19 protein-coding genes are annotated in these 21006 nt (G+C 33.0%); 16 read left to right on the top strand and 3 right to left on the bottom strand.

Going from position 1 to position 21006, the window contains the following annotated elements; translation table 11 throughout:
- Nucleotides 1–75: 75 nt before the first annotated feature.
- Nucleotides 76–264: a 4-oxalocrotonate tautomerase DmpI gene (gene dmpI / locus IJI80_RS01930; protein WP_292787116.1), complete on the bottom strand. Its 189-nt coding sequence runs from the start codon at nt 262–264 to the stop codon at nt 76–78.
- Nucleotides 265–679: 415 nt separating this feature from the next.
- Between dmpI and IJI80_RS01925 the strand changes: the two genes are divergently transcribed.
- From IJI80_RS01925 to IJI80_RS01900, 6 genes are all read left to right on the top strand, one after another.
- Nucleotides 680–1354, top strand: coding sequence for a hypothetical protein (locus tag IJI80_RS01925; RefSeq protein ID WP_292787113.1), 675 nt, complete (start codon nt 680–682; stop codon nt 1352–1354).
- Nucleotides 1355–1429: 75 nt separating this feature from the next.
- Nucleotides 1430–2527 (top strand): CapA family protein, encoded by a 1098-nt coding sequence (locus IJI80_RS01920; protein WP_292787110.1) that lies wholly within the window; start codon nt 1430–1432, stop codon nt 2525–2527.
- Between the two features lie 82 nt (nt 2528–2609).
- Nucleotides 2610–3065 carry a deoxyuridine 5'-triphosphate nucleotidohydrolase gene (locus tag IJI80_RS01915; protein WP_292787107.1) on the top strand — a complete coding sequence of 152 codons (456 nt, stop codon included), beginning with the start codon at nt 2610–2612 and terminating at the stop codon, nt 3063–3065.
- Between the two features lie 88 nt (nt 3066–3153).
- Complete coding sequence (locus IJI80_RS01910) at nt 3154–4140, top strand: ATP phosphoribosyltransferase (RefSeq protein ID WP_292787104.1); 987 nt, start codon at nt 3154–3156, stop codon at nt 4138–4140.
- Between the two features lie 369 nt (nt 4141–4509).
- Nucleotides 4510–5433 carry a CBS domain-containing protein gene (locus IJI80_RS01905; RefSeq protein ID WP_292787102.1) on the top strand — a complete coding sequence of 308 codons (924 nt, stop codon included), beginning with the start codon at nt 4510–4512 and terminating at the stop codon, nt 5431–5433.
- A gap of 103 nt (nt 5434–5536) precedes the next feature.
- Nucleotides 5537–6472 carry a deoxyhypusine synthase gene (locus IJI80_RS01900; protein ID WP_292787100.1) on the top strand — a complete coding sequence of 312 codons (936 nt, stop codon included), beginning with the start codon at nt 5537–5539 and terminating at the stop codon, nt 6470–6472.
- A gap of 76 nt (nt 6473–6548) precedes the next feature.
- Here the strand turns inward: IJI80_RS01900 and IJI80_RS01895 are convergent, their stop codons facing one another.
- Both IJI80_RS01895 and pyrF read right to left on the bottom strand, forming a co-directional pair.
- Nucleotides 6549–7088 (bottom strand): hypothetical protein, encoded by a 540-nt coding sequence (locus IJI80_RS01895; protein WP_292787097.1) that lies wholly within the window; start codon nt 7086–7088, stop codon nt 6549–6551.
- Nucleotides 7089–7136: 48 nt separating this feature from the next.
- Complete coding sequence (gene pyrF, locus IJI80_RS01890) at nt 7137–7784, bottom strand: orotidine-5'-phosphate decarboxylase (RefSeq protein ID WP_292787094.1); 648 nt, start codon at nt 7782–7784, stop codon at nt 7137–7139.
- Nucleotides 7785–7968: 184 nt separating this feature from the next.
- On the opposite strand from pyrF, the gene IJI80_RS01885 reads away from it, so the two are divergent.
- The 10 genes from IJI80_RS01885 to IJI80_RS01840 all read left to right on the top strand — a co-directional run.
- The gene (locus tag IJI80_RS01885) at nt 7969–9093 is read left to right on the top strand and encodes a CDP-glycerol glycerophosphotransferase family protein (RefSeq protein WP_292787091.1); all 1125 of its coding nucleotides are present in this window, start codon (nt 7969–7971) and stop codon (nt 9091–9093) included.
- A gap of 186 nt (nt 9094–9279) precedes the next feature.
- A complete protein-coding gene (locus tag IJI80_RS01880; RefSeq protein ID WP_292787089.1) occupies nt 9280–9612 on the top strand; it encodes a DUF2149 domain-containing protein in 333 nt (110 codons plus the stop codon).
- A gap of 127 nt (nt 9613–9739) precedes the next feature.
- Nucleotides 9740–10471: a DUF2162 family putative transporter gene (locus IJI80_RS01875; protein ID WP_292787086.1), complete on the top strand. Its 732-nt coding sequence runs from the start codon at nt 9740–9742 to the stop codon at nt 10469–10471.
- A gap of 118 nt (nt 10472–10589) precedes the next feature.
- The gene (locus IJI80_RS01870; RefSeq protein ID WP_292787118.1) at nt 10590–11231 is read left to right on the top strand and encodes a MotA/TolQ/ExbB proton channel family protein; all 642 of its coding nucleotides are present in this window, start codon (nt 10590–10592) and stop codon (nt 11229–11231) included.
- Nucleotides 11232–11420: 189 nt separating this feature from the next.
- Nucleotides 11421–15212 carry a right-handed parallel beta-helix repeat-containing protein gene (locus IJI80_RS01865; RefSeq protein WP_292787082.1) on the top strand — a complete coding sequence of 1264 codons (3792 nt, stop codon included), beginning with the start codon at nt 11421–11423 and terminating at the stop codon, nt 15210–15212.
- A 534-nt stretch (nt 15213–15746) separates the two neighbouring features.
- Nucleotides 15747–16715 (top strand): energy-coupling factor transporter transmembrane component T, encoded by a 969-nt coding sequence (locus tag IJI80_RS01860; RefSeq protein WP_292787079.1) that lies wholly within the window; start codon nt 15747–15749, stop codon nt 16713–16715.
- Nucleotides 16706–18544: an ATP-binding cassette domain-containing protein gene (locus IJI80_RS01855; protein WP_292787076.1), complete on the top strand. Its 1839-nt coding sequence runs from the start codon at nt 16706–16708 to the stop codon at nt 18542–18544. Before IJI80_RS01860 ends, IJI80_RS01855 begins: the two co-directional genes overlap by 10 nt.
- A gap of 72 nt (nt 18545–18616) precedes the next feature.
- Nucleotides 18617–19321, top strand: coding sequence for an ECF transporter S component (locus IJI80_RS01850; RefSeq protein ID WP_292787073.1), 705 nt, complete (start codon nt 18617–18619; stop codon nt 19319–19321).
- Between the two features lie 944 nt (nt 19322–20265).
- Nucleotides 20266–20517, top strand: a complete 252-nt coding sequence (locus IJI80_RS01845; protein ID WP_292787071.1) for a DUF5654 family protein — start codon at nt 20266–20268, stop codon at nt 20515–20517.
- A gap of 124 nt (nt 20518–20641) precedes the next feature.
- Nucleotides 20642–21006 (top strand): zinc ribbon domain-containing protein (locus IJI80_RS01840; RefSeq protein ID WP_292787068.1); only part of this gene is annotated, 365 nt, incomplete at its 3' end.

Genomic DNA, 21006 nt, shown 5'->3' with positions numbered 1-21006 from the left:
TCTGAAAAGGATTTATTAGAAAATTTAATTTATTGATTTTTATTTTTAAAAAAAAGAGATTTTGATAGAAAGTAATTATTTTCTATCAATTAATAATTCACCAGCTACTCCAATGCTTTCTGGAGGTAAAGCTTCCACTAAAACAGTGATTGCTTCAATTGGCAAATTGTATGCTTCAGCTACAGTTTCACTTACTTTTTTTACCATTTCTCTTCTATTTTCTACACTTATGTTTGGGTTTCCTACAATTGTTACTACAGGCATCATTTCACATCCTTTTTTAGTTAATTAATTCTATTCCTTTTATTATAGATATTATTTTTCTTTCCTTGGTTATTTTATATATTCTAATTTTTATATTCTTACAAACTTGTTATAAAATTTAAATTGCTTTAAGAGATTATATTCAATTAATAAAATTTATATGAACTTAAAAAATTGATTAAAGAGTGTAAATTTAGTTATATTGAGAATAAAAAGATTTAAATAGTTTACAGTTAAAAATACAACTATAAGTTATTTTTTGGTGATTCAAATATCAGATAAATTCTATGACAAGGCATTTAAATTGCAAAGCATTAAGCATTTTGAGAGCTTATGCTTTAATTGTGGCATTTTTATTGAATTTGATCACTTCATAAATTCAGAATTGGTTGATGATGGGGGAACTACATATCATATGGATATTGCATTCGCAGATAAGAGGGGATTCATTGCAATAATTGAATTCCAAAGTTCTGTAGTAACTGAAGATGATGTCGACAGGTTTATGAAATATGCAGTTTTGACTCATCTTCGAGAAGGAAAAAATGTACATATTTACGTTATCAGCACTGTAGAAGAACAAGATAGAGTAATTAGACGAAAATGGAATTTATTTAACGAGTTTACTATTTATATTAAATCGTTAAAGTCTATTAATGGAAATAAAACTTTAAATAGGATAAAACAAAGAATAAAGAATAATGAACTTAATAATGAGGATATTGCTGATTTAGAAACAGTTATTTTCATGAAGTCTGAGAAATCGGTAGTCGAATTATTATGGGAAATTGCAACTTTAGTTAATAGTATAGAAAATATAGATGGAAATGAATTATATGATCTGAAAATGTTTTTAGAGATGTATGTAAGGAAATTTGTTGAAGATGAGTATGAGGCACAAAAGCTAATGGAGCTGATTGAAATGAAAAAGGATTTGTATCATAGAACTGTTGACACCATTTTTAGTAGAGGTGAGGCAAAAGGTGAAGCCAGAATTATAAATAATCTATTGAAAAATGGTTTTACTTTAGATGAGATATGTGCTATGGTTAATTTAGAGAAGAATTATGTATTGAATTTATTGAAATAATTAACTATAAAAATATTTATTTAATAAAAATTACAAATAAAAATTTAATTATAAAACTATTATTTCAGTGATATGATGAATAAAAAAAGGCTTTTTTCATTTTTAATTGTAATTTTTCTAATTCTTTTAGCCCTATCTATCTGTGGAACAATATTGTTGGGAATGGATGATGGGCAATATGATTTAGGCCATGATGATGTTTCAGTTGCAGTTACTGGAGATGTCATGTTTGGCCGTAAGATGCCTGCTGTATTGGATTCTGGCGAAAGCCCATTCAGATTTGTAGAGAATGTAACCAAGAATGCAAATGTCTTGCTTGTAAACTTTGAAAACCCTGTTACCACTTCATCCTATGCAGTGAAAGGGGACGTTCCATTAAAGGCAAACCCTAAATACACTTACCTCTTGGCTAATGCAAACGATAATGTTGTGGCATCACAGGCAAACAACCATGCATTGGATTACGGTGAAGCGGGCTTGAACGAAAGCATAAAGAACCTGAAGGATGCTGGAATTTATCCAATAGGTGCAGGAAACAACATCAATGAGGCAACACAACCTGTAACTATAGAATCTGGAGATAGAAAGATCACCATATTGAACTATATGGATGCAGACAACTTCAGGGAATATCGTGGAGTGATGGATCCTGCAACAGCTAACAGTTCAGGATACTCTGCATATGATTCAGAGCTTGCAGCAAGACAGGTTGAGGAAGCTCGTGAAAATGGCTCAAGCATCATTATAGCTTATCTCCACTATGGAAATGAGTACAGCAGAAGCCCTAATGAAAACCAGATAAAGATATCCCATGAGCTCATCAATGACGGTGCAGATATTGTTATCGGTTCACATACTCATGTTACTCAAGGGGTGGAGATGTACAATGGAAAACCTATTTTCTACAATTTAGGTAATTTCATATTTGACCAGTCAAATCCAGCTACTCACACATCCTATTTCTTGAATTTGGCTTTGCATGAGGATAATTGTACTGTAACCCTTTATCCAACATATTTGTCTAGCTATTTGCCACACTTCATGGATGCAGAGTCTGGTAAGGCATTGATAAATGTCTTGAATCCGCATACCGATCAGTTGAAAGTAAGTGATGACGGTACAGGTCAATTGACATTCAGATTAGGTAACAATACTTTAAATGCTACAGATTAATATTTAAATATTAATCTTAATTTTTTATATTTTTGATATGATAAAATTTTTTAATTTTTATTTTATGTTTTGATGTGATAAAATGCTTGGTGAAATTGAACTTAAAAAACTCTTTCCAGACTTCGAGGATTTGGTTCAGCCATCTGGAATAGACTTGGAACTTGATGAAATATTCATTCAGAAATCTGGAGGTTCATTGATTGACAATGAGAAAAATCTTCCAGAAATTGAGGCTTTAGAGGGTCCTGTTTATACCTTAAAACCACATACTGCCTATTTGGCTTCAATAAAGCGTAAAGTGAAGATTCCGAAGGGATACACTATGCTATACTTGCCAAGGTCCACCTTGCTTAGGTCCTTTGTTTCTGTTCAGACAGCAGTAGGAGACCCTGGATTCTATGGAACCTTGATGTTCATGATTTACAATCATGGTGAATTTGAATATAAGATCAAATCAGGTGATAGGATAGCACAGGCAGTTGTTTTTCCAGTTGAAGGTTCAGGAGAGTATAACGGTTCCTATCAGGAAGAGGAATGATTTTTAAATAGGTTTATATATTCCTAATAATAGAGTATAATTGAAATCTTATGATTTAAGTTTATTATTAATTATTTTAGTTGATATTATGGTAGAAATAACAATTGGATTGCCTAAAGGCAGTTTAAACAATGTAAACAGAGGAAATACTCATCAGTTATTTGTAGATGCAGGTTATGAAGTAAGGGGATATGATCCTGGAAATGAATCTTATGAGATTGATATTCTTAATGATGAAGAGATAAGTGCCTTTTTGACTCGTCCTCAAAGTACTCCTGTAGAATTGAACAGAGGAATGGTTGATATAGCTATTGTCGGAGAGGACTGGGTTTTGGAAGAGTCTGTTTTAAGTGAAAACGATATAGTTAAGATAGGTGACTTGAATTACGGCAAAACCCGTTTGATTGTAGCTGTTCCTAAGGAATCTCCTTATGATGACTTGTCCCAATTCTTCAGAGAAAACAAGGATAGGGACACTCCAATCTTATGCTTTACTGAATATCCTAACCTAACCAGAAAGCACATCATGGAAAATGAGGCATATCAGGAAATCTATGGTGATGCGAGCCCATATGTTCAAGTTAGAGGATTAAGGGATGGAGACAATAAGAAGGTTCAGGTCATCAATTCTGACGGAGCTACTGAAGTTTACATTGCTAAAGGTGCAGACTTGATTGTAGACAACACCCAAACAGGAAGCAGCTTAAGAAAAGCAGGTCTTAAGGAGCTTGAAACAATCTTGCATTCTTCAGCAGGACTATATGCTGGAATAAGCTGTGACGATGAAAAGATGAAAAAGGCAAAGATGATTTATGAGCAGTTGTTAGGTGCTGTAACTGCAAGGAAATACTTTGATGTGAAATTCAATATTGCAAATGAATCAATTGAAAAGGTTTCAAATTATTTGGTTGAAAACAAGTTCTGCAGTGCTGAACCTACTGTCAATCAAGGGTCAAGCTTTTCACAGATCAATGTCTTGATTCCTAAAGAGCATTTTCCTGAAATGTTGGATGGAATAAGAGCATTGGGTGCTTCTTCAATTATAAGAAGTGATGTAAAGCAATATGTGATTTAATTTATTTGGATTGATTTCTAAATCTTTTTTTCTTTTTTATTTTACCTTATTTTTCTCTTTTTAGTGATTTTATGCTTTTTTATTCTTAGTTAATTTAATTATTCATTATAAATTAAGAATTATGCATTAAAAACATGATAATTTTATTTTATTTATAATGATTTTTAATAAAAAAACAATATCTTTTTATATAATAATGTATAAATCAGTAAATAATAATGTTAAATTATGATAAATCATTATAATTTATTTGAATTTATCATTATGATTCTTAATTTATAATGATATTTTCAAAATCGGACTGTTAATTTAAATTGGTTAAGTGTTTTAATTGCAAAATGCTTATATTTTTACATTTAGGTGTCTAAAATGTTGACTTCTGTGCAAAAGGAAATTTTACAGACTTTAATTAATTTATATCAAAACTCAGATGGCAAGTCAATTAAGGGTGAAGACATTGCTGAAGTGATGAACAGAAACCCAGGTACCATTAGAAATCAGATGCAATCCCTTAGAAGCTTAAGTCTGGTAAAGGGAGTTCCAGGACCTCGTGGTGGCTATAAGCCAACTATTGAAGCATATCACACTTTAAATATTTCATTTACAGATAACAGTGCTAAAGTGCCTGTTTATAAGGAGAATAAAAAGCTAGAGGATGTTTCAGTAGCGAAGATTGAGTTTACAAGCGTACCGCACCCTGGTGAATGTGAAGCTGTAATTAAGGTTTTAGGTAGCATTAAGGATTTACATGTAGGAGACATTATCCGTGTAGGGCCTACTCCAGTCAATAATCTCGGTGTTATTGGTGAAATCGTAGGTAGGGATGATATGGACAATATCCTTCTCTTGGATATCAGCACTATCAGAAGCATTCCTAAAAACTCCGTTTATGAGATAGCTACATTGGATTTGATCTATTTAAAACCTGGAGATTCAATTAAGGATGCTGCTTGTCTCCTTTCAAAAAACAATATTGATGGAGCGCCAGTAATCACTGAAGGTGTAGCAATTGGTATGGTTTCATTGGTGGATATTGTAAAGGCATTGGCTGAAGGTAAGGAAAATGAGGATGTTAGGGATATAATGTCCAAGCGCTTGTTCTTCATTGATAAGGATACAAAGATAGCTACTGCAGTTTACAAGATGTATAAGTTCGGAATAAGCAGATTGATTGTAGTTGATGATGATTACACTCCAATCGGTGTTGTTACCCGTACTGACTTGATTGAAACAATTACCAATCTGAATAATTTCCCATTGTTGAATGAAAACGATTGGGAAGATGAAATTTAGATTTAGTATAATTAGAAGAATTTTGTTCTATTTTTTATTTCTTCTATTATTTTTTATTTTTTAATATTTTTTATAGGATTGTAGTGTTTTAAGTGTGGATTTTATGAAAGTTGATCAATTGAAATTAAAGAAGGACATGACTGTTAGCGAATTGATTGAACAGTTTGACAAATCTGGCGTTTTAGGGGCTGGAAGAGTTGCAAGAGCTTCCAATTTGCTTGTGAACATGATCAATGATGAGGATATGGACATTTTCATGAGCTTGGGAGGTCCTTTGGTTCCAGGTGGAATGCGTAATATCGTTGCTGATTTAATCAGACAAAAGAGAATAAAGGTCTTGATTACAAGCGGAGCAAACATTACCCATGACTTGCTTGAAGCTTTTGGAGGAAGACATTACAGGGATCTCGGAACCAATGATGAAGAGCTTAATGATGCAGGAATAGGTAGAATTGCTGATGTTTACACTCAAGGGGAAGACTTTGAGGTATTTGAAAGTGAAATAATCAAGATTTTTGAAAAAATCAGCGAGGATTTGGACAATGATGAGGATAAGGGAATCATCTCCATTCAAAGGCTTTTAAAAGAAGTTGGATTATTGATTGATGATGATAATTCAATCCTAAGGCAAGCTGCTCTAAATGATGTTTCAATCTTTGCTCCAGGACTCATTGACAGCATGTTCGGTCTTCAGCTATGGATGTTTACACAGGACCACACTCTTGTAGTGGATGCAGTTGGAGACATGCATTACCTCTCAGACCTTGTATTTGAATCTGAAAAGATCGGTGCTGTAATGTTAGGTGGAGGTCTTCCAAAGCATTACACCCTTGCTTCAAACCTTTTGAAGGGAGGAATAGATGCAGGTCTTCAAATAACTATGGACAGGCCTGAAACAGGCAGTTTAAGTGGTGCTCCTTTAGAGGAAGCAAAATCATGGTCCAAGGCAAAACATGGTTCAAATTTAGTTACTGTCATTGGTGATGTGACAATCATTTTCCCATTGATAGTGGCTGATGCATTGAATAGAATAGATTAAGTTTATGGTGAAAACTTAATCTCTTTTTTCTTTTTTTAATAAATTAATTGTTATTAATCCTTTTGTTTTTCTATTTTTATAAGATATAATTTTCAAAAAATACTCTAGCTATTTCATAAGCTATTTCAAAGCATAGGAAATAGATAAAGCTCCAAATGTTCAATAAGCCAATTAAAACAAGCAATAGAATTACTACTTTTAAAGCAAATCTATAGTCAAAGAAATACTCAAGGAATTTGCTTTTGGCATAGATTTTCTCATTATCGTTTCCTAATTCATCGATTATGGCTCCAATCATGCAGATTATAATTGTGATAATGGAAAGATATGTGAATGATGGCAATCCCAATAATAGAAAAGCTATTACAAATGAAGCCATTGTTGCGACATGATGAATTCCATCAACCTTCAAGGCAAGGATATTTCCAATTAGAATAGCTATGAAGATGCAGGCTGCATCCAAATCGATTGAACATGCGTAAGCTGTAAAGAGTCCACAGACTATTCCAAGAACAATAGCTATTGCCTTATTTGACTCTTCATCATACTCATCATCTGAAAGCTTCATAAAAAAGCCAGAAAAGAAATAGGATAATGCTAAAATAATATTAAACAAATTTACACCTTTTTAGTACTGAAAAAATGAAATAGAATTAATTTATATTTATTGGATTGAATCAACAATGTCTTTGGTTGCCTTTTTAGGGTCTTCTGCATTGTAAATGGATCTTCCGATAATCAATGCATTGGAGTATTTTAATGTTTCCCTTGGGTCTCCACCTTGTGTTCCAACACCTGGGGAAATCATGAATGCATCTTTTCCAACGATATCCCTTATTTCGGATAATCTTTCAGGTCTTGTGGATGGTGCTACATAGTTAGTGATTCCCATTTCAACACCCATTCTTGCTATCTCATCTGCATTTGGCTGGAGGAACTTGATTGCTCCTGGATGAGACATTTCAGTTAAGAGGAATACTTCCCCTCCATGGTCTTCTGCAGATGTCTTGCATGCATCCACACTGTCTGAACCTACAAATCCATGGCAGATTATTGCATCTGCACCAGCATCAAAGGTTTGGTTAGCTATTTTCTCATTGGTTGCTGGAATGTCTGCAACCTTATAGTCACAAATAACCTTATAATCGAAGTTATCCTTAAAGAATCCAATAGTTGACAATCCTTCAGCAAGGGTTAATGGATATCCGATCTTTATTGTGTCAATGTACTCGTTGATTGATTCACAAACTCTTTCCGCTTCCTTTAAATCCATTAAATCCATTGCAAGAATAATATTGTTTTTCACATCCATGTTATCAATTCCATTTCACATTTTTTATTCTAATACTATTTTGTATTTAATTTGTTTTAATTCTTTTTATTAAAATTAAAAAAATATAAAAGTATATTAAACTATTTTTATAAATTATTATTAAATATGATTAATTCATAAATTCTTATTTATTTTTATAAATGGCTTCAATGAGGTTTTTAAAGTGTATGAAAAACATAAGATATATGCAAAAATATTCAATATTCTTAGGAAATTTCCACAAAAGAATAATAAAATAACTCTTTTAACAAACAAGAACCACTCATTTGAAGCTAATTTAGAATTTATTGCAAAGGAACTGGACAATAGGAACAATTCTGGAAAGAATTATGAATACAAGTTCATTCCTAAGGATTCATTGTCATTTGCAAATATCCGAGACTTTGCAAGTTCAAAATACGTATTTTTGGTTGACAATTTCTTCCCTCTTGCATTCATGAATGTGGAAGGGATGAAATGGGTGCAATTATGGCATGGGACAGGATTATTTAAGAAATTCGGCTATGATCTATTAAATGATGAGGATGAGAGAATCATGGAGATGTTTGCTCCTAAGATTGATTTGGTCTCTGTAAGCAGTGAAAATGTAGCGGATATCTATGCCCGCAACTTCTATGTGTACAAGTCAAAGGTCAAGCCATTTGGAGTTCCACGTAATGACTTCTATGATGAGGAACACTTGTCTGATGCCTATTTATCTGAATTAAGGGAATCCTTTGAAAGGGATTATCCAGAACTTAAGGGCAAGAAACTGGTTCTTTATGCTCCAACATTTAGGGAAGATCCTAAAAACAATGCGGTTTTCAATTACTTCGATATAGAGAAGTTCCTAAATGAATTAGGTGATGAATACGCTTTAGCCATTCGTCTTCATCCCAATTACAAAAGGTTCTGCGATGAGGAGCACAACATCGATTTGGAAGATTTGACCAATAGGTATGATATAATCAACTTCACAGGATTCAAGGATGAGCAAAAGCTTTTGCTATTGGCAGACATTTTAATTGCTGATTACTCTTCAATCATGGTTGATTACACTATCTTGAAAAAGCCAGTAATACTCTTTGCCTATGATTTGGAGGTTTATCTTTCTAAGGAACGCGGTTTCTACTTTGACTATAAGGAAATGGTTCCAGGAAAGATGGTCTCTAATATGGATGAATTGATAGATTCAATCAAAGAGGAAGACTTCAGATTGGAAAAGATGGAAGAGTTCCACAAATTGCAATTCGGCGAATTTAAGCCAAATTCATCTAAGCTTATTTTAGACTACATTTTAGAGGATTAGGCAATTATTCCATTCTCTAAACACTATTTTTCATTAAATTTCATTTTATATTTTTTCAAATCAGTTAGATAAACTTATTAATCTTTTTTTATATATTATAGTATAGTAAAATTTTTATGATTTTTAAGATTATAAAAAAATTTATGCTTACATATAATTCTTTTATTACTTTAAAGAAGGTTTTTTATGGTTAGAAAGAAATCTAGACGCCGAAAACGACAGGAAGAGGATCCTATGGCTGGAACAACAAACCTTGTTGATGCAATGCTTGTTCTTGCACTTGGATTCCTGATTTTTGCCGTTATAGGCTGGAACTTGCAAAGTGTCATTTTCAGTGACATGTCTCCAGAGGATAGGCAAGCTGCCATGGAGTCAATCAAGGAAATCACTAATGTGACACAAGGTGAAAAATTGAATGAAACTCCAGACACTTCAAATAGCTCTGGAGAAGGTTATGTAGAACAGGGTAAAGTTTATAAGGATTCGAAAACGGGTAATCTGATTATGGTAGAGGGATAATCCCCTATCATTATATTTGTTTTTGAATCAATAATTCATTAAAACTAATTGAACTTTAAAAAACATTAAAAATCTATGATTTTTAAAAACTAATTGAACTTTAAAAAATTAATAAAATTGTGATAGAATGAATCTATTGGTTAGTCTATTTGGAGCTATTATTCTAGCAGCAATCTTATTATTAGGTATAGGAACTGGATTATTGTCCAATTTCTTTAAGAATGACTTAAGGAAACATTTGATCATTACATTGATTTTTTCCATAGTCATTGCCTTAATAATAATTGCATTAAGCCCATTTTATGAAAGTCTAATAGGATTGACAGTGAATAATTTCTTCTTCTATATATTCATGGCAATCATTGCCTTGGTTTTAGGTATATTCACTTTCTATTATTGGCAGAAGGAGAATCAATATGACAATCTTTTAAAGGGATTATTGTACTTTGATTTCATACCAGTATCCTATGGATTGCTTCTAATGTCATCTGCAGCATTGTCTCCAAGCTTTGTATTTGACACAGCCAATTTCTCAGTGACCATCTCAACAGTTCATTTGGCTATCATCATAGTGGTTTTATTGATAATTATAAGCGTCATAGCTTATAGGTTTTCAGATTTCATTGAAGATTATAGAATAACTCATTATCCTATCATTTATGGAAGCATGATGGTGATCTTTGCTTTCATATTCGTTGTATTTGGATTCTTTGTCCCTACAATAAGCCAGGTGCTGGAGTATCCATCTACACAATTGACTTTAATGCCAGTTAATGCAGGAATAGTCCTTATAGCAATATTCGCTATTTGCTTAGGCATTGGAGCATTTTTCAAAAAGAGAAACAATAGGTTAAAATGAGTTAAAATAGTTTTAAATAGAAAAAATAGGTTAAAATGAGTTAAAATAAGTTAAAATAGTTTTATTTATTTAAAAAAAATTATATTTATTGATATTATTTATAGGTGATTTAATGGCAATGGCAATTCCCGGTGGTGACTTCTTAACCACTGGACTTAACTTGATTTCACAAAGTCTTTTGATACCGGTAGTAATTATACTACTGATTTTTGTAGTGGTAGTAGTGGTTTCATTAGGTGGACTCATTTACGAATACACCTCAAGAACAAGGGTTTCTGTAGATGAGGTCTCCAATCTGATCCTTGACATTTCAGCTTCAGATTCAATTGATTCTATGAAGGCTAAAATCAATGGCTCTCCACTTCCACAAGCTCAAAAGAATCTTTTGGTAAAGATAGCAAGCACAGAAAACTTGACTGATGCTTCAAGAGAGGCATTTGCTCGTAAATTGATTGAAAATGAGGAAAACTTGACAGACAAGTCTCTTGAAGTGACTGATATCATCACTCGTATCGGCCCTACTTTAGGTCTTATGGGTACCTTGATTCCACTTGGAACAGGTCTTGCAGCACTTGGTTCAGGGGATGTAAACACCTTATCCCAATCATTGATTGTAGCATTCGATACAACTGTTGTTGGTATTGGATCCGGTGCAGTGGCTTACATTATTTCAAAGCTTAGAAACAGATGGTATGAGGAGTATTTATCTAATTTGGATGTATTGTCTGATGCAGTGTTGGACTTTATGTCTAATCATTAGGTGAATTTTCTTATCTTCTTTTCTTTTTTTATTATTTTTCCATCTCTTTTTTTAAACTCTATTTTAATTATTTATCAAATTAAATTAACTATATTTTACTTTTTTTCAATCAATTTGGATAGTTTTATATAATAAGTACAATAAAAAATAACTCATAAGAATTTGAATGGAGGTGAAATGACGAATAAAATGAAATTGCCCTCTATTCTTGCTTTAATAGTAATAATATTCTTATCTTTGAGTGCAGTTAGTGCAAGTGATTCAGGAGACTCAATCACTGTTTTAACTAACTCGTCAGATAGTGCAATTGATGATACAATAGCAATATCCAATTCAAATAATGATTTAACAGAGAGTTTCAAGGATTCCAATCTGGCAATCGATGATTTAAATGATTCGGATGATGAAACTTATACTCCAAAGGAATCCAATAGGCTTGGAAGCTCTTATGAAGAGCCAGATACATTATCTGCTGAACCTATAATAATAGACAGATCAAGCTATTCTCAATACTTCGATTCCAATGGAAAAATCAAATCCGGAACCTTGAAAGATGGAGATACAATCAAAATCAAAAGTATCTCAGACAAGATATTCACAATCGATAAGAGACTCAATATCATTTCTGATAATGGTGCAAGCTTATCAAATTGTCTTATACGTCTTGTAAAGGGAAGTTCCGGCTCTGTATTGGAAAATCTTAGGATTATAAATACAAAGGAAAAGATAACTGGTTCAAATTATTATTTATCTGGAATAAGCATAATTGACTCTGCAAACAACACGATAAGGAACTCGATAATCAATGTGAGTGTTCACAAGTGCTTTGCAATAATGATGTCAAATGCAAGCTATAACAAGATCATCAACAATACAATCATATCTGGCCTAAGCTCAACAATTCCGATGACAGCTTCGTCCTACAATGAAATCAGAGACAATTACATTGAATCTGAATATACAAACATGATTTATCAATCCGCATATGGAAATGGAGATTTCAAGCCGATTGATGGTGAAGTCTGTAGCGGAAACATTATAGCAAACAATTACCTTAAAAGTCGAAACGGTACATACAATTCATATTGCTATGCAATCTATCTGATGCAAAGTGCAAGCGGAAATGGTGCAGTTATAGCAAACAACACCATAGAAAACGCTTTCTATGGAATCATTGTTGAAGCTCCAAACACCTTGATATACAACAATACAATATCAAGCATCGGAGGTCCTGCAGCTATTCTAAATACAGGTTCAGGGATTACTGTATCAAATAACAACATATACACTGAACATACCGATGTTTTAGATTGGAATGAGGATGGAAATGTTGTAGCCATTCAAAATACAGGCAAAAACAATGTTATTGCAAACAATACATTAAGGTCTGTAGGCTCAAATTCCATATTGAATACAGGTGAAAATGCAGTAATTGCAAACAATACAATTTATACTGAATCTGCAAACGGCATCAACACTATTAAATCCAATGTGAAAATCGAGAACAACACTCTGATTGGAGTCAATTCAACAGGAGTTATGATATTCACATCAAGGCTTGCAGAAAACATAACAATAAGGAACAACGACTTTGATACTGATAAAAGCGCCATTGTGCTAAGAGGAAATGTCAGCTATACATTAGTCTGTGACAATAGAATCACTTTCTCTGGAGACTCTGATGCCATTGCTGTATTGAAATACACCAATAGGAATCCGATAACTCCAAGTCATAATGCAATCTACAACAATACCATAAACGGTCAAGTTGTGAATATGACTGACCCTTCAGAGATTGAAAGAAACGATACAGACAATGGAACCGGCAATGATACCAATGGCACAGGCGGAGACATTGATAATGGAACCTATAGTGACTCTAAAGTCAATACAACAATCACTGTCACTGATGTTTCTATAATCAAAGGTAATGAGCTTGTTGTTTTCCTAAAGGATAAGGATGGAAATCCAATCAGTGGAGCAAACATTACATTCACTCTATTGAATAAAAATTATGTAAGAACCACTGATGGAGAAGGTAAAGCAAGCTTGCAGATTAATGCAAATATTGGCAATTATGCAATGAATATAAGTTATGCAGGAAATGACATTTACAATCCATGCAAGGTTTCAACTAAAATAAACGTTTTAAGAAACCAATTCATTGTAACTGAGGATAATTTCTATACATGCTTTGATGACAATGGTTATCTCAAGTCAGATTATGAGGATTATGAACTGATCTTCAAAGGCAACTTCAATGATAAGAGAATCATCTTGGACCGTCCGGTTTATTTGAAATCAGATGGAGCGAAATTATTGGATTCCGTTATCAAGATTGAATCTGACAATGTAGTCGTTGATGGATTTACAATAATCAATTCAAATCCAGGAAATGCAGCTGATAACCATAGGTTTGCAATATTGTTGGACAATGTCAAGAACGTTAATGTGACAAACAACAATATTCAATTGGAAAGCTATGACAATGGATATGGAATCTACGTATCTGAGTCATCCAATTGTAATATCTTAAACAATAACGTTAAGGCAAAGGCAAATTTATTGACATTTGGAATAATGCTTTATGATTCCAAAAGCAATACATTGAAAAACAACAATATTTTCGTAAACGGTACAAACAAGCCTCATCTTTATGATTCAACCATTAAGGTGGACAGTTCCATCAGCGTTGATGACTATGAAGCGGAAGGTATGGTTATTCCAGAGGTCTACAAGACTTACGGCATTATTTTATTCTATTCATCTTCAAACGATATTGGATACAATAATGTAAGTGCAACTTCTGGTGTTGACAAGTACTACACTGCAGTTCAGGAATCAACTAACTCCATTGTAGGAATCGACCTGTATTATGAAAGCAATAACAACAAGGTTCATCACAACAATGTCAACGTTACAGCTAAGGACCCATATCTTTATGGACTAGGTGTATTGGGAGCGGAAACCGGTAAGAGAGACCAAGTCTCTGCAAACAACAGCTTTACAGACAATGTGATTGATGTGAATGGAACATACTATGCAGCAGGTCTTATTGCAGGTTACAATTCCATAAACACTACAATGGCAAGAAACAAGATCCATTGTGAGTCCAATAATGTGTCCTATGGTGCTATCCTTGAAGGTGCTGATGATACCAAGTTCTACAAGAACAATGTGACTTGCAATTCCAGAATCAATTACTTGGTTGAAGGATACGATGCTGACAACAGCAGAATCTATGACAATCACATAGATTACGGAGATAAGGCTTTGGTTGTAAGGGCTGTTGCATTGTACAATTCCAACAATAACAGGGTTACAAACAATAGCGTTCCTTCATTGAAGCCACTGATTCCTCGCATTGTAAAGGAAATCAATAGAATATGGAAATTGAAGTATCCGGACAGTAAAGTGACATTCACTGAAAAGGATATAATATACAACAGTCCAAACTCTCCTATGATAGTGAGAAAGGACGGCACTGACTATAATCTATTGGATCTTCTTGACTATGAACCTACAAGTCACGCAGACGTTATTTCTCCTGAAAATCAGTTGTTTGATGATATTGGAGGTAAGAACAATACATTTGACAACAATGTTGTAAGGGATTCAAATGGCGGTTCAAGTGGTGGAAGAGGTTCCGGTTCTGGAGGAAGCAATTCAGGAAGTGGCTCTTCCAATTCAGGCAGCAATGGAAATGGAAATGGAAACAATTCCGGTGGCTATTCAACTGTGGATGGAACAGGAATCAAGTCAAATTCAACAGTGATGGATGGAAATACAGTAGGAACTTCATCATCTGCTCCAGTAACTGAATCAGCTACTGCATACAACTTGAATGTTGATGAGGATCCTGCAGCTGCTCGTTCATTGTCATTAGGTGGAATGAATGCTCCTGTGCTTATAATATTGATATTGCTTATACTTGCATGTGCGGCAGAACTTATAAAACGTTCCAAAAGGGACATAAAATAATTTAACTAATTTTTAAGGCATTTTTGCCTTATTCTTTTTTTTATTTTTTTAACTATTTTTAACCTATTTTTTCTAACTTTTTTCCTATTTTTTATAAATTATTGCAAAAATATGAAAAATTTTATAAGCATGTTATTACATAGTATTATTATCAATTATAATTTATTTTTTATAAAATATATTTTATAAAATAATGGATTATGTTGAGGACTATGCTTTGGGAAGTGTATCCTAAAATTAAGGTAATGGATTCCTTATTTAAATTTGCTAGATTATAAAATAAGGGAAAATTGCTATTATTTTTCCTAAAGCATAGCTATTTGTTCTATGTTTCAAATAGTTTCATAAATTTTTTCTCCTTTTCCCTTTTTTCTTTTTTTTAAGCATTTTAAAGCCTCTAAATCAAATTTATTTTATTAATTTTAAAGAAAACTTTATATAGATTACAAATTAAAATATAAATTGTTTATATAATATAAGAAATCAAGCCAATTGAAATATCTATTTTAACTTTAAATATATGGAGAACTGCTTATGGAACTTACATCAATTCATCCAGGGGTTTATTTGCTTTATTACTTTATAATGGTTCTCTTTGCATTCATTTTCAGCGACCCCTATTTTGTAGTTACTTTTCTAGTTCTTCTATTGGTTCTAATTGCCCTTCAGGGAGTTAGCCATGAACTGAAAAACATCATGAAGCTTTTTATCCCATTAAGTGTGCTGATAATGATTCTAAACCCTTTGCTCAATAGGACAGGAGCTCATAAGATTTACTTATGGTCTGGCTTTTTCATAACTTATGAAGCCATTGCATATGGAATACTGATGTCCTTGGCACTTCTTATAGTTATTTTGGTGTTTTCATCCTACAACAGGTCAGTTTCCTATCAGGAAATGCTTTATATCTTTTCAAAGAAACTGCCGATCATTTCCATGATTATAGTTATGGCATTGAGATTCATTCCACTTATCAATTCAAGAGCAATTGAAGTTCAAAAGCTGAACAGCTTGAAAAGCAATGGAGTGGAGCTTGAAGGTGAGGATGAGGAGAGAATTGATGTGGATGCATTCAACTCAAACATAAACACTGACTATAATTCCAAGCTTGTGGACAAGCTCAAGTCAAACAAGAGGATTGCAGCCATCATCAAGGAGGCAAAGACACTTGGAAAGATCATGGGAATAACAGTTTCATGGTCTTTAGAGGAATCCATGTTTACAGCTAAATCCATGAAGGCAAGAGGATACAATGCAACTGAGAGAACAAGCTATTTATCATACAAGTTTTCAAATGCAGACTTTGCTTTTATTGCATTGATAATCGTTACAGTGGGAATAATCATTGTAGGGCTTCTTCATGGAGTGGGCATGATTAACATTTACCCTTCAATTGACTTTAGATTCAGCAATTTGCCATTCAATATCTATTATTTGGCATTTATAGTATTCTTATTACCTTTAATTTATCTAGAAATCAAGGAGAGGATTTTATGGCATTGATTGAATTCAATAACTTCAGCTTTGCATACATGAATTCAGATGGAACTGAATCACAGGTAAAGTCATTGGATAACATTAACCTTGAAATCGATTATGGTGACTTTGTACTGTTATGCGGACCGTCAGGATGCGGTAAAACCACCTTGCTCACTAATCTGAAGAAGGAATTGATGCCTGCTGGTAGAAGATCAGGTGAAATCAAGTTCAATGGAACAAGAATCACAGATATGGATGACATTTCATCTGCTTGTGATATAGGATACCTCTTCCAGAATCCTGACAGCCAGATAGTTACAGACACTGTAATTCAGGAGATTGCATTTCCTCTTGAGAATATAGGGCTTCCTACAGAGGAAATCAGAAACAGAATCAGTGAAATAGTTGCTTTCTTTGGAATAAATGACATACTTCACAAGAATGTGAATGAGCTATCAGGTGGACAAAAGCAATTGGTGAACCTTTGTTCACTCCTTGTATTAAGGCCACAGGTGCTTCTTTTGGATGAGCCAATGTCACAGCTTGATCCAATCGCTTCATATGAATTCCTCTCAATTGTGAGAAGACTTAATGAGGAATTTTCAATAACAGTTATCATGAGCGAGCATAAGGCAGACAGCATCTTCCCATTCATTGACAAGGCAGTGTTCCTCAAGGAGGGAAAAATTGAGTTTGTCGACAATGCACATAACATCTGCAGTGAAGTCATTGATGATGAGATATTTGAAAATTACCTTCCTGCAGTTACCAAAATATACAACTCACTTTCCGTCAAGTATCCAAGTTTAATTAAATTGAATACTCCTTTAAGCATTCGTGAAGGAAGACGTTGTCTTAATACAATACATGATGATTTAATTAAAATAAGCAATGGTGATGTTGATTCCAATAATTTGAATCATGACAATCTACATATCACTAACAAAAAATACCATTCTCAAGAAAAATCAGGTATTTTAGACAAGCTTCCATTTAAGAATAATAAGGATGCTTTGATAGAGATGAAAGGAATCTACTTTGCATATGAAAGGGAAAACCTGATATTGAAGAATGTGGATTTCGATTTGATCAAGGGAGATTTCCTTAGCTTAATCGGTGGAAACGGTGTAGGAAAATCAACATTCCTCCAGCTATTGGTTGGAATATTAAAACCGATCAAGGGTAAGGTCAAGTACAGAAAGGGAATCAAATTAGCTTATGTTCACCAAAACCCTATGATACACTTCTCTAAAGACAATGTGAAGGAGGAGTTTCTGGAATCAATTCTTGAATCTGACCTTCTCATAAAGAATAATCAAAGCTTAAGCAAGGAAAACTATGAGAAGCTATTGAAATTAAACAATGAGGATTTCATAGCATCTGAAACCTTGAACGGATTGAAATTCGATAGCATTGATTTCAATTTCAAGGAACTGATTGAATTCTTTGACATCACTGACCTTATTGACAAGCATCCATATGACTGCAGTGGAGGGGAACAGCAGAAGATAGCAATTGTCAAGGCATTGCTTCAGAATGCAGATGTTCTTGTATTGGATGAGCCAACTAAAGGATTGGATCCATTGTCCAGCAAGGCATTGGCAGAGATATTGAATTCATTAAGGGACAATGGGCTTACAATAATCATGACAAGCCATGACCTTGATTTTGTTGCAAACAATTGCAAGCGTTGCCTGATGCTGTTTGACAAGGACATTCAGATAGATGATGATCCTAAGGTGATATTCGCTGAAAACAATTTCTATACAACCTTTGTAAATAGGATGGTAAAGGATTATGTTCCTGAAATAGTCACTTTAGATGACTTGAAAGATAAATGGGATTTGGAGTAATTTTATTTTATAATTATGATTAATGATTTTAATGGATTAAATATGATTTAAATAATTTAAGAGTGTGTGATTATGAGTGCAATGGATGAAATGTTAACTAATATGACTGCAAGTTCAACTGGAGTGGTGGACACTCCTATATTTTCAATTACCCTGATAATTTTCCTTATCATTTTGCTTGCAGGAATTATCTATGCAGTGTTCAAGATGTATGAAAACAAGAAGCCGCCAGTTGAATCTATAGTGTTGATTGCTGTGCTGACAGCTATTGCAACAGTGGGACGTATCATTCTAATGTCAATTCCTGCTGTAAACATGGCGTCATTCATAATTATAATGGTTGGTGTTGTATTCGGCAAGGAGGAAGGTTTCCTTGTTGGTGCATTAACTGCATTTGTATCCGGTCTCTTTATGGGAATGGGATACTGGGTCCTGTTCCAGATGCTTGCATGGGGACTTATGGGAGCCAGTGCAGGAATTCTCGCTTCCAGATTTGACAATGTGGGATTCAGAATAGTCTTTGGTCTCCTATGGGGATTCCTGTATGGTTGGATTACAGACATTTCAGCTATTTTCTATTCAGGAACCGCTTTGGAGATAACTCCAATCATTGCATTATACCTTAATGGTGTAAGCTATGACTTAACCCACGGTGTAACCAATGCAGTGCTTTTAGTGGTATTGTATGATTGGTTCAAGAAGATGTTTACCAGAGCAAAAGTGAAATACTTGTCTGGACATTCTTCTGATAGTGAAAGCATTAGTCTTAGTGACTAATGTTTTATTTTTTTCTTTTTTTCTATTTTTTCACTATTTCAATAAATTTAAAATTTTCCATCTTTTTTCTAATAATGTTTTTAATAAGGATGAAAGGATATCTAAGGTAAAATCAAACCTGAAAACTTTTTATATAGTTCAACAATCATGAAACTATAGTTTTATTCAATGAAAATTAAGATCATCTGAATTAAGAAAAGGAGAACAAGTAAAACTTGTCTCAAAGTCACGACCATAATTTCACCTCCATAATGGAATAAATCGGTGATTTATTTAAGATATCGAAACCTTGATAATAGTTTAAATTAACTATTTATAAGTTTAACCAATTTTTAGGACTTTATTTACATTTTAATTGCAATATTGCTTTTATTTTGTAAAAAACAGTCATTTTAAAAAAGTTTACTAAATTGCAATATTGAATCAATTTTAAAAATGAAAAGATGAGTGCTTAATAAAATTATAAGAATAACAAAAAAAGTAAATTTATGTGAAAGAATCCAATTAATGGATTCTTTACAAACCGATTTTTCCATATAGGAGTTTACATAAAGGTGTAAACCCTTAAAATTATTTTTAGTCTTATCTTATTTAAATCTTATTGATTAAGAAAAGATAAGTTTTATTTTAAAGTCAATATTGATTTCATTCAGTAATTTTTTCAGTTCTTTTTATAATTCCCCTATTCAGTCTTGATATTTTTTATATTATTATAATAATTTGGTTTGTTTTTTTAAAACTATGCCAAATATTAACTGAAAACTAGATTATAGTATTATTATAACTGTATTTTAGTAATAACTTTATATATGATAAATTGCATAATATTAAATAACTAAAAATTAGTCAATTCAATTTAACTGAAATTTTATGAGTGAATTTCCTTATTGAAGTTAAAATTGCTAATTTTAGTTGTTTTTTTAAAAATATTATGGAGATATATTATGGTAGCAAAAACAGTAATGAAAACTATTATTACTTTAGTAACCACCGCATTCGGTTTAGTTGCAGGTTTAGCATGGAACGACGCAATCCAAAAGTTAATTGAAACTTTAGTTGGTACTGGAGACGCTCTTGGCGGATTATTCATTTATGCTATTATTGTAACTATATTAGCTATTGTTGTAACCATTGTTCTTGCTAGAATGGCAGCTAAAATGGGTATTGAAGTAGATGATGAAGTTAAAGGAGAATAAGTAGTTTTTATTATTCTCTTTTTTTTACTTTTTTGATATTATTTTATATTTTTTTTAATGTTTTTGAAAATCTTTTTTTATATTTATAGTATTTTATTGAATTGTTTGTTTAAGGGGGTAAAAAATGGCAAAATATTGTGGAAACTGTGGCAGGGAACTTTCAGATGAGGCAAAGTTCTGTCCAAATTGCGGTCAGGAATACATTCTAAGGTACAAGGCAGATCATTATTCCAAACCAGAGGAGTTTGACGGTCCATTTGATGACTTTGATAACAGAAGCTCTACAAATCCTTTTGAAAGCTCTACCAAAAAGAGTTCTGGAAATGATAAGAAAACTGTGGAAACTGGAGAGAAATTTCCTTTCAAAAAGGTATGCATAGCTCTTTTCATTCTATTATTGTTGTTTTCAATAATAACATTTTTTGCCTATGACAGCAACAATTCAAGCGATTATGACACTTCAGTTCTAGAGGACAGTGCAGACAATAT

Source organism: Methanobrevibacter sp., assembly GCF_017432245.1.
Lineage (GTDB): Archaea > Methanobacteriota > Methanobacteria > Methanobacteriales > Methanobacteriaceae > Methanobrevibacter.
This window is presented reverse-complemented; position numbering and strand designations above follow the sequence as displayed.

What these genes read in the sequence shown, in the direction of transcription:
- IJI80_RS01910 (WP_292787104.1), top strand. Translation starts at nt 3,154, where the DNA reads ATGGTAGAAATAACAATTGGATTGCCTAAAGGCAGTTTAAACAATGTA.
- dmpI (WP_292787116.1), bottom strand. Translation starts at nt 264, where the DNA reads ATGCCTGTAGTAACAATTGTAGGAAACCCAAACATAAGTGTAGAAAAT.
- IJI80_RS01875 (WP_292787086.1), top strand. Translation starts at nt 9,740, where the DNA reads ATGAATCTATTGGTTAGTCTATTTGGAGCTATTATTCTAGCAGCAATC.
- IJI80_RS01860 (WP_292787079.1), top strand. Translation starts at nt 15,747, where the DNA reads ATGGAACTTACATCAATTCATCCAGGGGTTTATTTGCTTTATTACTTT.
- IJI80_RS01870 (WP_292787118.1), top strand. Translation starts at nt 10,590, where the DNA reads ATGGCAATTCCCGGTGGTGACTTCTTAACCACTGGACTTAACTTGATT.
- IJI80_RS01865 (WP_292787082.1), top strand. Translation starts at nt 11,421, where the DNA reads ATGAAATTGCCCTCTATTCTTGCTTTAATAGTAATAATATTCTTATCT.
- IJI80_RS01920 (WP_292787110.1), top strand. Translation starts at nt 1,430, where the DNA reads ATGAATAAAAAAAGGCTTTTTTCATTTTTAATTGTAATTTTTCTAATT.
- pyrF (WP_292787094.1), bottom strand. Translation starts at nt 7,784, where the DNA reads ATGGATGTGAAAAACAATATTATTCTTGCAATGGATTTAATGGATTTA.
- IJI80_RS01905 (WP_292787102.1), top strand. Translation starts at nt 4,510, where the DNA reads ATGTTGACTTCTGTGCAAAAGGAAATTTTACAGACTTTAATTAATTTA.
- IJI80_RS01855 (WP_292787076.1), top strand. Translation starts at nt 16,706, where the DNA reads ATGGCATTGATTGAATTCAATAACTTCAGCTTTGCATACATGAATTCA.
- IJI80_RS01915 (WP_292787107.1), top strand. Translation starts at nt 2,610, where the DNA reads ATGCTTGGTGAAATTGAACTTAAAAAACTCTTTCCAGACTTCGAGGAT.
- IJI80_RS01925 (WP_292787113.1), top strand. Translation starts at nt 680, where the DNA reads ATGGATATTGCATTCGCAGATAAGAGGGGATTCATTGCAATAATTGAA.
- IJI80_RS01850 (WP_292787073.1), top strand. Translation starts at nt 18,617, where the DNA reads ATGAGTGCAATGGATGAAATGTTAACTAATATGACTGCAAGTTCAACT.
- IJI80_RS01880 (WP_292787089.1), top strand. Translation starts at nt 9,280, where the DNA reads ATGGTTAGAAAGAAATCTAGACGCCGAAAACGACAGGAAGAGGATCCT.
- IJI80_RS01900 (WP_292787100.1), top strand. Translation starts at nt 5,537, where the DNA reads ATGAAAGTTGATCAATTGAAATTAAAGAAGGACATGACTGTTAGCGAA.
- IJI80_RS01845 (WP_292787071.1), top strand. Translation starts at nt 20,266, where the DNA reads ATGGTAGCAAAAACAGTAATGAAAACTATTATTACTTTAGTAACCACC.